We start from the raw sequence: 13,081 nt of genomic DNA, 5'->3' as shown, positions 1-13,081 counted from the left end.
GAGTCCTGCTGTTGAGCATGGCCTGTAGCGCGGCCCTGGCTGCGCAGGCCCAGGCGGCCCCCGGCCGCATCGATCTGCCCGCGGGCGAACTGGCGACGGCGCTGAACACGCTGGCCAAGCAGTCCGGCACGCAGCTGGTGTACCGCGCCGACCAGATGAAGGGTCGCCGCACCACCGGCGTGCAGGGCGCGGCGAACACCGACCAGGCGCTCGAACGGCTGCTCAAGGGGAGCGGCTTCGAAGCCAAGCGCGATGCCTCCGGCGCGGTCCTGATCGTGCAAGCCGACGCTACGCCGCGTCGCGCACCGGCGCCGCGGCCCGCGCCTCAGGAGGCGCCTCCCGGCGGCGGCTCCGCACAGGCCGAAGAACCCGTAACCCAGCTGGAGACCCTGCAGGTCACCGGCTCGCGCATCCCGCGCGCGCAGATCGAAGGTCCCGCACCGATCACCGTCGTGACCGCCGAGCAGATCCAGTCCGCCGGCCTGACCACCGTCGCTGAAGTGCTGCGCTCGCTGAGCCAGAACAGCGGCAGCGTGCAGGGCCAGCAGAACACCACCAGCGCGCAATCCACGCCCGGCGCACAAGCCGTCGACCTGCGCGGCCTCGGCCCCAACCACACGCTGGTGCTGATCAACGGCCGCCGCATCGCCGACTTCCCGCTGCCGCTCAACGGCCGCAGCAACTTCACCGACATCGGCAACATCCCGCTGGGCATGATCGACCGCATCGAAGTGCTGACCGGCAGCGCGTCGGCGGTCTACGGCTCAGACGCCATGGCCGGCGTGATCAACTTCATCCTGAAGAAGTCCACCGACGGCACCATCATCGACTACCGCTTCGGCGACACCGAGCGCGGTGGCGGCGAATCGCACAAGCTCACGCTGACCACGGGTTTCGAACGCGATGCGTTCAGCGGCATCGTCGGCCTGGAACTGATCGACAAGCGTCCGCTGTGGGGCTACGAGCGCAGCAACCAGGATTCCACCCTCGACGCGCCGACCTCGCGTCGCCGCCTGCCGCGCCTCACCGCGCAGCTCTACGACTGGGACGATGACGTCAACATCGCGCCCGCCGACGGCTGCGCCGCGATGGCAGGCCTGAACGACGGCACCACCGTGCTGGCCGAGGACCGCTTCGGCGAGCCCTACTGCGGCAGCGAGCGCGCCATCGCCTACCGGACCATCCAGAACGAGCGCAAGGGTTTCAACGCCTACGGCTCGTTCGAGTACCGCTTCTCCGACAACCTGTCGTGGTTCGCCGATGTCCAGCTGGGCCGCCAGGACGTGAGGCTGCTCACCGGTACCAACGGCAACGACGTGGTGAGCGACGTCATGGGCTGGGAGTTCCACGACCCGAACTCCACCGACAACAACGACAAGGTGTTCTACAACGCCGTCACCGGGCACTACGAAACGTGGTCGCGCCAGTTCACGCCCGAGGAAATGGGCGGCCTGCGCAACCGCATGAACAAGACGACCCAGAAGACGTTCGGGGTGACGACGGGCCTGCAGGGCGCATTCGGCGACAACTGGAACTGGGAAGCGGCCTACAACCATTCGCAGTACAAGGCCGACGTGGGCATGCCCCGCATCCGCGCGGCCGCTGCGAACGAACTCTTCCTCGGTCCGCAACAGGGCTACGACGCCGACGGCTACGCGATCTACAGCCCTGATCCGGCACGCTTGTTCACGCCGCTGACCCCGGCCGAGTTCTCGACCATCGCCGCGATGTCCACCTTCCATCCGAAGGCCGACAACGACAACCTCAGCTTCACCCTCGATACGCCGGCGCTGTTCACGATGCCGGCCGGCGACGTCGGTTTCGCCGCCGCGATCGAGTACGGCCAACAGTCGTACGAGATCAATCCCGATCCGCTCGCCCTGACCGCCGATGCCTACTACGGCCCGCGCTACGGCGACGGCAAGGGCGATCGCGACCGCTGGAGCGTGGCCGGCGAATTCCGCCTGCCGCTGCTGTCCTCGCTGCAGGCCAGCCTGGCCGGCCGCTACGACCGCTACGAGTACGGCAACAAGAACCCGGGCAAGTTCACCTACAGCGCGGGCCTGGAATGGCGCCCGGTCGACACGCTGCTGGTGCGCGGCTCGTACGGCACCGGCTTCCGCGCGCCGGACATGCACTACCTGTTCGCCGGCGACGACTACTACCGCACGCTGTCGACCGACTACTACCAGTGCCGCACGGACGAGCCCGGTTTCACCGACGGCGAGTGCTACGACGACGGCACCTGGGACATCAACACGTTCGACGTCTACACCGGCAACATGGACCTGGACGTGGAGACCAGCAAGTCGTTCTCCGCCGGCTTCGTGTGGTCGCCGTTCGCCAACTTCGACCTGGCGGTGGACTACTACCGCATCCGCGTATCGAACCAGGTGCAGGCCCAGAGCCGCGAGCAGCTGCGCATCGACGAAGCCAACTGCCGCCTCGGCGTCACCGACAGCGGCGCCACCGTGGACGTCAACTCGCCGACCTGCGTCGACGCACTCGCCCGCGTGATCCGCGACGCCGACGGCTACATCACCAGCGTCCGCTTCGCGCCGATCAACATCGCCAACGAGGAAACCTCCGGCGTCGACGTCACGGCCAACTACCGCCTGCAGACGGCGAGCGCGGGCGACTTCCGCTTCACCGGCAGCTACACCTGGACCGACAAGCACACGCGCCAGCAATACCCGGGCGATCCGGAAGAAGACATGCTGGACGTCAGCTTCAGCGCCACCACGCTGCCGCGCCAGAAGGGCAACCTGGGCATCAGCTGGGATCGCAATGCATGGGGCGCCAGCGTGTTCGGCAACTACCTGGGCCGCGTCGCGAACTACGACAACGACGCATGGACGAAGGCGACGTGGCGCTTCAACGCCGGCGCGCGCTACGACGTGAACGACCACCTGCGCGTGTCGCTGACCGTCAACAACCTGCTCGACGACATGCCGCCGAAAGACGCGACCTGGGCGAACTACCCGTACTACGACACGTCCTGGTTCGATTCCACCGGCCGCAGCTACTTCCTGCAGGTCACCTGGAAGCTGGGCGGCGCGCCGTTGTAAGCGATCGCCGGCACGAAGCTGCAAACGAAAACCCCGCCGTCAGGCGGGGTTTTTCGTTGCGTCGCCAGGCAGGTCGATCACACCGTCCCGCGATTCTTCCCCTGCCACGGCTGGTACCAGGCGCGGATCGCCGCCATGTCGGTATCCATGTCGCCGGTCGGGTAGTACACGTCGCCGATGCCGACGACCTTGTCCGGGTAGTGGAAGTACGCCATGAGGATCGGCACCTGGGCCTGCTGCGCGATCTTCAGGAAACCGCCCTTCCACTTGTCCACGCGCTTGCGGGTGCCTTCCGGGGTCAGCGCGAACCACATCTTCTCGGACTGGCGGATCATCCGCACCGCCTGCTCCACCGTGCCCTGTGGCGAGCTGCGATCCACCGGCACCACGCCCAGCTTGCGCAGCAGCGGCGACAGCGGCCACCAGAACAGTTGCGCCTTGCCCAGCACGCGCACCTGGAAGCCCATCGCGATCTTCGCCGCCATGCCCCAGATGCCGTCCCAGTTGGACGAATGCGGCGCCACGATCATCACCAGCTTCGGGATATCCGGCAGCGTGCCGACGATCTTCCAGCCGAACACGCGCAGGAACGTGCGCCCCATCCAGCGGGTGAAGCGGTTCGGCGGCACCTGCGGCATGTTCGGCGGGATGCGCGGGACGATGTCGTGGCTCAAACGGTTACTCCCATTGGTTCTTCTGCGAACGGCCGCGCTTGACCTGGCTGCGCTCGCGCTTGGCGTCCAGCCGGCGCGCCTTGGCGGCGCGCGAGGGCTTGGTGGCGATGCGCTTCTTCGGCACCACCAGCGCGGCGGCGATCAGCGCGGCCAGGCGCTCGCGCGCATCCTGGCGGTTGCGGTCCTGCGTGCGGAAGCGCTGCGCGTCGATCACCAGCACGCCCTCGTCGGTGAGCCGGCGGTCGCGCTTGGCCAACAGGCGCTCGCGCAACGCATCGGGCAATGACGGCGAGCCCGCCACGTTGAAGCGTAGCTCCACCGCCGTGGCGACCTTGTTGACGTTCTGGCCGCCCGCGCCACTGGCGCGCACGAACCGTTCGACGAGTTCGTCGTCCGGTATCGCCAGCGTCGGCGTGATCTCGAGTGCGGTGTTCCCCATGCGCGGATTGTAGTCAGGATGCGGGTCCGTTCGCAGCGCGCTGGCGCCCCGATCGCCGTCGATTAACACCAGATTTACTCCCGGGCAGGCACCCTACGACCCCGTTCCATGCCGTCCACGCCGCATGTCCCAGCTTCCGTCGATCACGGCCCGCGCCTTGCTGCGCCTCCTGCTCACCCTCGCCCTGGCGGCGTCCGCACCGGCGTTCGCCGCCGAGCCCACCGACGCGGACATCGACCGCCTGCTCAAGGCCTCGCGCGCCGAAAGCCTGCTCGCCGGCGTGGTGCCGCAGATGGAAGCGGTGCAGCAGCAGGAGTTCGACAAGCACTTCGCCGGCCGCGAAATGACTGACGAGCAGAAGGCCGAGGTCGCCCGCATCCAGGCCAAGACCCAGGAGATCGTCCGCACCGCATTGTCGTGGGAAGAGATGCGCCCGGTGTACCTGGACGTCTACAAGAAAACCTACACGCGCGAAGACGTGCGCGCGATCACGAAGTTCTACGAAAGCGCCGCCGGCCAGCGCATGCTCGACAAGAATCCCGCCCTGATGCAGAACATCATGTCGGCCGTGCAGCAGAAGATGGTGCCGATGCTGGAAGCCCTGCAGGCGGAGATCAAGAACATCCCGGTCACGCCGCCTCCGCCGGTATCCCCGCCGCAGAAGCGCCGCCGCACGCGCTGAGCGCGCGGCCCCGTGGTTGAACAGGGAGCGCCCGTGACGGACGCTCCCTGCCGGATCAGGGCTTCGCGACGGAAGCATCCCCGGGCGACAGCGTGCGCTGCGCGAGGTCCGCGGCGCTCTTCTTGTTCCAGACGGCCAGATAGTCCGCCTGCTTCTCGACGATGGACGCCCGGTTCGCCTTGAACCACGCCTCGCCTTCCGGCGTGTTCTGCACATGCTTGGCGTTGGTGATCCACTTCGCCACGTCCGCGTTACGCCAGTTGAACTCGTTCTCCGAGGCCGCCTTGATCGGCCACAACGAGAAACGCGCCTTCCACGCACCCATGCGCGGCGTCACCACCGCGTAGTACGTCTGGCCCGGCGCCAGGTCGGCTTCCATGAAATCGGCCGCCTCGGACACCACCATGAACCGGTGGCGGCCCGGCGCAACGTCGTGCACGACCTGCGTTCCGGTAGAACTGACTCCGATGAAGCGGGTCTCGTCGCCGGAGATGTCGAACAGGGACGCCTGGATCGCGCCGCCGAACGAGGACGGGCGCAGGAACACCACGCGGCTGTTCTCCCCGGGCGGCGCCACCAGGGCACTGCCGTCCGCAGGCTTCATCAACGACGACGCACATCCCTGCAGGAACAGGAACGACAAAACGACCAACACCTTCACTGCTTTCATGCACCCCTCCCCCATTGGTGCGCGCAGCATCGCGCCGCGCGCGGAACCGGGTCCGTTGGACCCGGGACGAATCAGACGTCCAACCCATCCTTCGACGGCAGTCGCCAGTCGACAGGCGGCAGCCCCCGCTGCGCCAGGTAATGGTTGGTCGCCGAAAAATGCCCGCATCCCAGGAAGCCGCGATGCGCCGACAGCGGCGAAGGGTGCGGCGCGCGCAGCACGCGGTGGCGACGCGTGTCGATCACCTTGCCCTTGGCCTGCGCGTAGCTGCCCCACAGCAGGAACACCAGGCCTTCGCGTTCGCGCGCCAGCGTCTCGATGGCGTGGTCGGTAAAGCCCTCCCAGCCTTTGCCCTGGTGGGCGCCGGCGCGGCCTTCCTCTACCGTCAACACGGCGTTGAGCAACAGCACGCCCTGTTTCGCCCACGGCATCAAGCAGCCGTGGCCGGCGGGCGGGATACCGAGGTCGGCGTTGATTTCCTTGTAGATGTTCGCCAGCGACGGCGGCACCGGCACGCCCGGCAGCACGGAGAAGCACAGGCCATGCGCCTGGCCCGGGCCGTGGTAAGGGTCCTGGCCGAGGATGACGACCTTCACCGCGTCGAACGGCGTGGCATCGAACGCCGCGAAGATCTCCGGGCCGGGCGGATAGATGCGTGCGCCGGCGGCCTTGCGCTGGCGCAGGAACGCGGACAGTTCGCGCATCTCCGGCCGCTGCAGCCAGTCGCCGATGCGCGCCTTCCAGGAAGGTTCCAGCTTGGTGCGGTCTTCTTCGGTCATGCAGGAGGCAGCGGTCTCAGACCAGCGCGCGCGATTCGTCCATGCGCGCCAAGCGCAGCTGGAACAACACCTTCGTCACCAGCAGGCGTTCCTCGATCGGCTTGAGCACCAGGTCGTTGGCGCCGGCCTGCAGCAGCTCCGCCTGGTTGTCGCGGTTGCTGTCGCCGGTCATCACCAGGATAGGCAAGCGACGCTTGCCATAGACGAAGTCCACGCGGATCCGCTGCACGATGTCGCGGCCGCTCAATTCGCCCTTCAGGATCACGTCGGTCAGCACCAGGTCGAACTTGTGCGTGGACAAACCCAGCGATTCGGCGGTGAGCAGGGCGAAGGCATCCTCGGCCTTCAGCACATGCACGACCTTCAGCGATTGACGTTCCAGCATGCGCCGGGTGGTCTCCGCCACCACGCGGCTGTCCTCGATGAAAAGGATCGTCGCGCCAGGCACCGGCTCGGGCTGCACGTAGCCGCGGATGAACGTCGCCAGCGCCTCGTGGCCCAGCGACTTGTCGAAGTAATCGGTGACGAACTCGGTGAAGCGCCGCTCTTCCAGGTGTTGCTGCGCGTCGCCGGACACCACGATCACCGGCACATAGGCCTGGCCTGCCGCTTCGCGCACGCTGCGCGCGATCTCCAGCCCATCGCCGTCGGGCAACGCCAGCGCGGTGGTGACCAGGTGCACTTCGCCCTGCTCCAACGCGGCGCGCGCCTCGGCGATGCTGGAACAGCCGATGACCTGCACGCCGGGCACTTCACGCCGCAGGACATCCGCGATCAGCTTGCGCACCAGCTTCGAGCCGTCCACCACCATCACGCGGGGGGCGTCACTGATCAGGTGCCGGAGTTCCTGGGCCATGAAGGAGACGAGTCTCAGGTTTCTGTGGGGCGAGTCTGACGCAAGAAATGCCCCGTCACCAGCCATGCCCCCAGCCAGCCGATCGCGGTCGCGCCCACCACCACCACCAGGGCCCCCACGGCATCGAGCCCGGCGAGGGCGAACGCGCTGCCGTAACTGCGCGCAAGCGTCGCCAGGGGATCGTGCAGCGCCCAGGCCGCCAGCGAGAGCAAACCCAGCGCCAACCCACCGGCCGCCAGGCCGTACCACGCTCCCAGATAGATGAAGGGGCGGCGGATGAAGCCATCGCTGGCGCCCAGCAATTGGAGCACGCCGATTTCCTCACGCCGCGACTGGATGTCCAGCCGCACGGTGTTGCCCACCACCAGCAGCGCGCCCAGGCCGAACAACGCCGCCAACACCCATGCGAGCCGACGGCCGAAGCCCATCCAGCCCGCGAGCCGGTCGCGCCAGGCGGCATCGTGCTGCAGCAGGTCGGTTTCAGGCAGCGCCTGCAAGGCGGCGACCAGGCGCGCGTCGTCGCCTTCCGGTACCACGATCAGCAGGCTCGGCAACGGATTGCCTTCCAGCGTGTCGAGGGAGGCGCCCAATCCGCTGCGCTCGCGGAACTCCGCCATGCCTTGCTCGGGCGTGCGCAACTCCACGCCGGCCACGTCGTCGCGGCCGCGCAGTTCGAGCGCCAGTGCTTGCGCACGCGCCACGGGCGTGTCGGGCTTGAGGAACAGGTCGATCTCGCGCGATTGCTGCACGTCGCCGGCGAAGTGCCCGACGTTCTGCAGCGCCAGCCACAGGCCCAGCGGCAGCGCCAGTGCGATCGCCATCACCCCGATCGTCAGCAACGTCGCCCACGGACGGCGCGCCGCACGCCCCAGGCTGGAGACGAAGCTGTAGAGATGCTGGTCCAGCCAGATGCCGATGCCGGAGCGCGCCTGCGTCCTGGCGTTCTTCGCGTCGCTCATTCGGCCAGGTCCGCGGGAGAGATGTCGTCGGCCAGCTTGCCGTGGTCGAGGATCAGCACGCGCTTCTTCATGCGCTTGAGCAGCGAAAGATCATGGCTGACCACCAGCACGCTGGTGCCGCGCTCGGGCATCGACGCGAACAACGACATGATTTCCGCCGCCAGCGTCGGATCGAGGTTGCCCGTGGGTTCGTCCGCCACCAGCAGGCGCGGCTCGGCGACGATTGCGCGGGCGATGCCCACGCGCTGCTGCTCGCCCGCCGACAGTTGCGTGGGCAACGCGTTTTCGCGATGGCCCAGGCCGAGTCGCGCGAGCACCTCGCGCACGCGCTTGCCGATGTCGCCGCGACGGTCGCCGCGCAGGATCAGCGGCAGCGACACGTTTTCCATCACCGTGCGATCGGTCAGCAGGCGATGGTCCTGGTAGACCGCCCCCACCTCGCGCCGATGCAGCGGAATGCGACCGCCGCGCACCTTGAGCAGGTTGCGACCGCCGAACAGCACCGCACCCCGCGAGGGGCGCTCGCTGAGATGGATCAGCTTCAACAAGGTGCTCTTGCCGGCGCCGGAATGACCGGTGACGAAGAGCATCTCGCCCTCGGCCACCTCGAAGCTGACGTCGACCAGCGCCGGATGGCCGCCGGGATATTGCTTGCTGACGTTTTCGAATCGAAGGACGCTCATGTCCCTCGATTATGCCGGAGCGGTGGAGACGCTGGCGATGCCGCGCGGACAAAAAAGAAGCCGGGACATGCCCGGCTTCCATCGACCCGATGCGGTAGCGGTCAGCCGCCGACCAGCGAACGGATCTTGCGGCCGAGGCGCGTCAGGAAGCCCGCGTTCTCGTCCGGGGCCTTCGTGGCGACGGGCTTCGGCGAAGACGGAGCGGCCGCACTCGCCACGGCGCCCTCGGCGCCTTCCAGCGGACGGCCATGACGGCGACGGCGGCGCTTGCGCGGCTTGCGGTCGCCTTCCGGTACGCCAGCGCCTTCCGGACGCACGTCGCTCGCGGGACGCGGCGCCTGGGGCTTCGCGGCGGCCTCGCCTTCCAGACGCGGCGCGCGCGGCGGACGCGGCTTGCCGTCGGCCGAACGCGGGCCTTCGCGGCGGCCACCCTCGCGACGACCGCCTTCGCGGCGGGCGCCACCGGCACCGGTCTTGCGACCACCACCGCGACGCTCTTCGTCAGCCGCCTTCTGTTCGCGGGCTTCGCGGAAGATCTGGCCGATGCTCTCTTCTTCTTCATCCTCGCCTTCAACGGCTTCCGGCTTCGGGCGCTCCGGCCGCGGCAACGCGGTCAGCAGCTCGGCGGTGACCGGCTCGGACGGAATCTTCTGCTCGATGTAGGCCTCGATGTCCGGCAGCGACATCGCGTAGCGCTCGCATGCGAAGCTGATCGCGTCGCCTTCTGCGCCCAGGCGCGCCGTGCGCCCGATGCGATGCACGTAGTCTTCGGCATCGAACGGCAGGTCGTAGTTGAACACGTGCGACACGCCATCGATGTGCAGGCCGCGCGCCGCGACGTCGGTGGCGACGAGCAATTCGAGCTGGCCGGCCTGGAAGCGCTTCAGCAACGACTCGCGCTTCTTCTGCGGCACGTCGCCGGAGAGCACGCCAACGCGGTAGCCGGCGCGCTCCAGCGCGCGCGCCACGCGTTCGACGAACGCCTTCGTGTTGACGAACACCATCGTGCGCGCGCCTTCGCTGCGCGACAGCAGGCCGATCAGCAGCGGGATCTTCTCTTCGTCGGCGGGGTAGTACAGCTTCTGCCGCACCTTCGCCGCCGTGATGAACTCGGTCTCGACGACGAGCTTCTCCGGCTCGTTCATGTGCTCGTACGCAAGCTCCAGCACGCGATGGGACAGCGTAGCCGAGAAGAGCAGCGTCTGCCGCGTGGTGCGCTCGGGCATGCGGCGCAGCAGGAAGCGGATGTCCTTGATGAAGCCCAGGTCGAACATGCGGTCGGCTTCATCCAGCACGCACATCTCGCAGGCGTGCAGGCTGACCACCTTGTGCTGCTTGACGTAGTCGATCAGGCGACCGGGCGTGGCGATGATGACGTCGACGCCCTTCTGCAGCAGCTCGCGCTGCTTGTCGTAGTCCACGCCGCCGTAGACGAGCGCGAAGCGCAGGCCGAGGTCGGCGCCGAACTTCACCGCGTCCTTGTGGATCTGGATGGCGAGTTCGCGCGTGGGCGCCAGGATCAGCGCGCGCGGATCCTCCGGCTTGCGTTCGGCCAGCGCCGGACGACTCAGCAGGCGGTTCATCACCGCGACCAGGAAGGCCAGCGTCTTGCCGGTGCCGGTCTGCGCTTGTCCGGCAACGTCACCGCCAGCCAGTGCGACCGGCAGCGTCATGGCCTGGATCGGCGTACAGCGGGAGAAGCCCGCGCCTTCGAGGCCTGCGAGCAGGGCCGGATGAAGGTCGAACGAGGAAAAAGTAATGTCGGTTAAAGGTTTGTCGCTCATGCCATCTTCTTTGCGCCGCAGTGTTCTGCGTGCGGCTGTGTGAATGCGGGTCGCTGTGCTTGCAACGGGGGGTCCGGCGTCGCACACTGCGCTCCCTGTGCCGGGCTGCGCGGCCGCCCAGGAGCTTCTTGAAATGGCCGCGGAACGCCCCAGTTTACCCCAAACAGACGGCCGACCCGGCCCGAACCCGTCCGTGGGACCCCGCGGACCCCGCAGGAGACCCCAGTGAGCGATAAAGTTTCCCACGTCGGCGATGCCGATTTCGATGCGGCCGTGCTGCAGTCCGGCGAGCCGGTACTGGTGGATTTCTGGGCCGAATGGTGCGGCCCGTGCAAGATGATTTCGCCGGTCCTGGATGAGCTGGCCGAAACCTACGGCGGCAAGCTGAAGGTGGCGAAGGTCAACGTGGACGAGAACCGCGCGACCGCCATCAAGTACCACGTCCGCTCGATCCCGATGCTGCTGCTGTTCAAGGACGGCCAGATCCAGGCGACCCAGATCGGCGCCGTCGGCAAGGGTCAGCTGACCCAGATGATCGACAAGGCCCTGGGCACCCAGGCGGCCTGATTCGGCAGCCCCCGGCAAGACGGGGGCACTGGCTGAATCCGCTTGAACCCGCCGCGGCGGCCCGGCTTGCCGCCGCCGCAGGCCGGTGATAGTGTCGAATCCGAATCCGGCGCAGGGGATGCGCCGCACCCATCTGAAGCCCCACTTCTCTTTACTCACCCGCCGCCGCAACGCCGGCGCGCTCGCCACCTAGCGAGGAATCGCAACTTGTCCGACAGCAGCAACGAAACCGGCGCTCCCGCCGAGAAGCGCGTGCGCAAAGCCCGCGCCCCGAAGGCCCCCTCCGCCGACACCTCCGCCCCCCAGGCCGACGCCGCCCCGCAGCTCCCGCTGCCGCCGGTGAATGAATCGCCTGCGCCGGCCCCCGCTTCCGCGCCCGCGTCGGCCCCCGCCCACGAAGGCGGCGAATCCGCGCACGGCGGCGGCCAACAGGGCCAGGACGGTGGCCACGACGCGCGCGAGCCGCGCGACGGCAACCGCTTCGGCAACAACCGCCGCGAACGCTTCCGTAATCGCCGCGAGCGCAACCGCGAGCGTTACGGCAACGACGGCATGCCGCAGGAAGGCGGCGGCAACAACGGCGGCGCCCAGGAGAATTTCGCGCCGCGCCAGCCGCCCAGCGTGCCGGAAGGCTTCCCCCAGTATTCGCTGGGCGACCTCAAGCGCATGCCCGCGCCCAAGCTGCTGGACATCGCCGAGCAGCTGAACATCCAGGAAGGCGTCGCCCGCGCCCGCAAGCAGGACGTCATCTTCGCCCTGCTGAAGGTGCTGACCCGCCACGGTGAAGGCGTCGCCGCCGACGGCGTGCTGGAAATCCTGCCGGACGGCTTCGGCTTCCTGCGCGCGGCCGAGGCCAGCTACCTGGCCGGCCCGGACGACGTCTACATCAGCCCCAGCCAGATCCGCCGCTTCAACCTGCGCACCGGCGACCACCTGGCCGGCCGCATCCGCTGGCCGAAGGACGGTGAGCGCTACTTCGCGCTGTCGACGATCGACACGATCAACGGCGAACCGCTGGAAGCGTCGAAGAACAAGGTGCTGTTCGAGAACCTGACCCCGCTGTTCCCGCGCCGCCGCTTCACGCTGGAGCGCGGCAACGGTTCGTCGGAAGACATCGCCGGCCGCATCCTCGACCTGATGGCGCCGCAGGGCAAGGGCCAGCGCGCGCTGATCGTGTCGCCGCCCAAGGCCGGCAAGACGATCATGATGCAGCAGATCGCCACCGCCATCACGACCAACCACCCGGACGTGCACCTGATCGTGCTGCTGGTGGACGAGCGGCCGGAAGAAGTGACCGAAATGCAGCGCACCGTGCGCGGCGAAGTGGTCAGCTCGACCTTCGACGAGCCCGCCGCGCGCCACGTGCAGGTCGCCGAAATGGTGATCGAGCGCGCCAAGCGTTTGGTGGAGCACAAGAAGGACGTGGTGATCATGCTCGACTCGATCACCCGCCTGGCCCGCGCCTACAACAACGTCGTGCCCAGCTCCGGCAAGGTACTGACCGGCGGCGTGGACGCCAACGCCCTGCACCGCCCGAAGCGCTTCTTCGGCGCCGCGCGCAACGTGGAAGAAGGCGGCTCGCTGACCATCATCGCTACCGCGCTGGTCGAGACCGGCAGCAAGATGGACGAGGTGATCTACGAAGAGTTCAAGGGCACCGGCAACAGCGAAGTGCACCTGAACCGCCGCATCACCGAGAAGCGCGTCTACCCGGCCATCGACATCAACCGCTCCGGCACGCGCCGCGAGGACCTGCTGATCGAACCGGAACTGCTGCAGAAGATCTGGATCCTGCGCAAGCTGCTGCATCCGATGGACGAGATCGCGGCGATGGAATTCCTGTTGGACAAGATGAAGAACACCAAGTCCAACGACGAGTTCTTCAGCTCGATGAAGCGCTGATCCATCGCGCGATCGAAG

General features: G+C 67.8%; 12 protein-coding genes. 4 read left to right on the top strand and 8 right to left on the bottom strand.

Annotation, left to right across the window (positions count from 1 at the left end):
- Positions 1–17: 17 nt before the first annotated feature.
- Positions 18–3,068: a TonB-dependent receptor domain-containing protein gene (locus ACSION_RS02960; protein WP_435306648.1), complete on the top strand. Its 3,051-nt coding sequence runs from the start codon at positions 18–20 to the stop codon at positions 3,066–3,068.
- Positions 3,069–3,145: 77 nt separating this feature from the next.
- Here the strand turns inward: ACSION_RS02960 and ACSION_RS02955 are convergent, their stop codons facing one another.
- Positions 3,146–3,706: a lysophospholipid acyltransferase family protein gene (locus ACSION_RS02955; protein ID WP_093490753.1), complete on the bottom strand. Its 561-nt coding sequence runs from the start codon at positions 3,704–3,706 to the stop codon at positions 3,146–3,148.
- A gap of 40 nt (positions 3,707–3,746) precedes the next feature.
- Positions 3,747–4,181 (bottom strand): alternative ribosome rescue aminoacyl-tRNA hydrolase ArfB, encoded by a 435-nt coding sequence (gene arfB / locus ACSION_RS02950; RefSeq protein WP_435304772.1) that lies wholly within the window; start codon positions 4,179–4,181, stop codon positions 3,747–3,749.
- 124 nt (positions 4,182–4,305) lie between these two features.
- Here arfB and ACSION_RS02945 point away from each other — a divergent pair, with 124 nt between their 5' ends.
- Positions 4,306–4,863, top strand: a complete 558-nt coding sequence (locus tag ACSION_RS02945) for a DUF2059 domain-containing protein (RefSeq protein WP_435304771.1) — start codon at positions 4,306–4,308, stop codon at positions 4,861–4,863.
- Between the two features lie 55 nt (positions 4,864–4,918).
- Here ACSION_RS02945 and ACSION_RS02940 read toward each other — a convergent pair whose 3' ends face one another.
- The 6 genes from ACSION_RS02940 to rhlB all read right to left on the bottom strand — a co-directional run bounded on the left by ACSION_RS02940 (position 4,919) and on the right by rhlB (position 10,594).
- A complete protein-coding gene (locus ACSION_RS02940) occupies positions 4,919–5,533 on the bottom strand; it encodes a hypothetical protein (RefSeq protein ID WP_435304770.1) in 615 nt (204 codons plus the stop codon).
- Between the two features lie 71 nt (positions 5,534–5,604).
- Complete coding sequence (gene ung, locus ACSION_RS02935; protein WP_435304769.1) at positions 5,605–6,312, bottom strand: uracil-DNA glycosylase; 708 nt, start codon at positions 6,310–6,312, stop codon at positions 5,605–5,607.
- Positions 6,313–6,328: 16 nt separating this feature from the next.
- Positions 6,329–7,168 (bottom strand): response regulator, encoded by an 840-nt coding sequence (locus ACSION_RS02930; protein WP_093489789.1) that lies wholly within the window; start codon positions 7,166–7,168, stop codon positions 6,329–6,331.
- A 14-nt stretch (positions 7,169–7,182) separates the two neighbouring features.
- The gene (gene ftsX / locus ACSION_RS02925) at positions 7,183–8,127 is read right to left on the bottom strand and encodes a permease-like cell division protein FtsX (protein ID WP_435304768.1); all 945 of its coding nucleotides are present in this window, start codon (positions 8,125–8,127) and stop codon (positions 7,183–7,185) included.
- The gene (gene ftsE, locus ACSION_RS02920; protein WP_093489787.1) at positions 8,124–8,810 is read right to left on the bottom strand and encodes a cell division ATP-binding protein FtsE; all 687 of its coding nucleotides are present in this window, start codon (positions 8,808–8,810) and stop codon (positions 8,124–8,126) included. Before ftsE ends, ftsX begins: the two co-directional genes overlap by 4 nt.
- A 101-nt stretch (positions 8,811–8,911) precedes the next feature.
- Positions 8,912–10,594: an ATP-dependent RNA helicase RhlB gene (gene rhlB / locus ACSION_RS02915; RefSeq protein ID WP_435304767.1), complete on the bottom strand. Its 1,683-nt coding sequence runs from the start codon at positions 10,592–10,594 to the stop codon at positions 8,912–8,914.
- Between the two features lie 225 nt (positions 10,595–10,819).
- Between rhlB and trxA the strand changes: the two genes are divergently transcribed.
- Both trxA and rho read left to right on the top strand, forming a co-directional pair.
- On the top strand, positions 10,820–11,161 hold the full coding sequence (gene trxA / locus ACSION_RS02910; RefSeq protein ID WP_093304080.1) for a thioredoxin TrxA: 342 nt from the start codon (positions 10,820–10,822) through the stop codon (positions 11,159–11,161).
- Positions 11,162–11,368: 207 nt separating this feature from the next.
- Positions 11,369–13,063 (top strand): transcription termination factor Rho, encoded by a 1,695-nt coding sequence (rho, locus tag ACSION_RS02905; RefSeq protein ID WP_435304766.1) that lies wholly within the window; start codon positions 11,369–11,371, stop codon positions 13,061–13,063.
- The last annotated feature ends 18 nt before the right edge of the window (positions 13,064–13,081 follow it).

The organism is Pseudoxanthomonas sp. LjRoot125 (genome assembly GCF_964252705.1).
Taxonomy (GTDB): Bacteria; Pseudomonadota; Gammaproteobacteria; order Xanthomonadales; family Xanthomonadaceae; genus Pseudoxanthomonas_A.
The sequence above is the reverse complement of the archived record's forward strand: the minus strand, read 5'-3'. Positions and strand labels throughout refer to the sequence as shown.

Excerpts from the sequence above, each read along its gene's own strand:
- ACSION_RS02955 (WP_093490753.1), bottom strand. The coding sequence starts at position 3,706 with ATGCCGCAGGTGCCGCCGAACCGCTTCACCCGCTGGATGGGGCGCACG.
- arfB (WP_435304772.1), bottom strand. The coding sequence starts at position 4,181 with ATGGGGAACACCGCACTCGAGATCACGCCGACGCTGGCGATACCGGAC.
- ACSION_RS02940 (WP_435304770.1), bottom strand. The coding sequence starts at position 5,533 with ATGAAAGCAGTGAAGGTGTTGGTCGTTTTGTCGTTCCTGTTCCTGCAG.
- rhlB (WP_435304767.1), bottom strand. The coding sequence starts at position 10,594 with ATGAGCGACAAACCTTTAACCGACATTACTTTTTCCTCGTTCGACCTT.
- ACSION_RS02960 (WP_435306648.1), top strand. The coding sequence starts at position 18 with ATGGCCTGTAGCGCGGCCCTGGCTGCGCAGGCCCAGGCGGCCCCCGGC.
- ACSION_RS02945 (WP_435304771.1), top strand. The coding sequence starts at position 4,306 with ATGTCCCAGCTTCCGTCGATCACGGCCCGCGCCTTGCTGCGCCTCCTG.
- ung (WP_435304769.1), bottom strand. The coding sequence starts at position 6,312 with ATGACCGAAGAAGACCGCACCAAGCTGGAACCTTCCTGGAAGGCGCGC.
- ftsX (WP_435304768.1), bottom strand. The coding sequence starts at position 8,127 with ATGAGCGACGCGAAGAACGCCAGGACGCAGGCGCGCTCCGGCATCGGC.
- ACSION_RS02930 (WP_093489789.1), bottom strand. The coding sequence starts at position 7,168 with ATGGCCCAGGAACTCCGGCACCTGATCAGTGACGCCCCCCGCGTGATG.
- ftsE (WP_093489787.1), bottom strand. The coding sequence starts at position 8,810 with ATGAGCGTCCTTCGATTCGAAAACGTCAGCAAGCAATATCCCGGCGGC.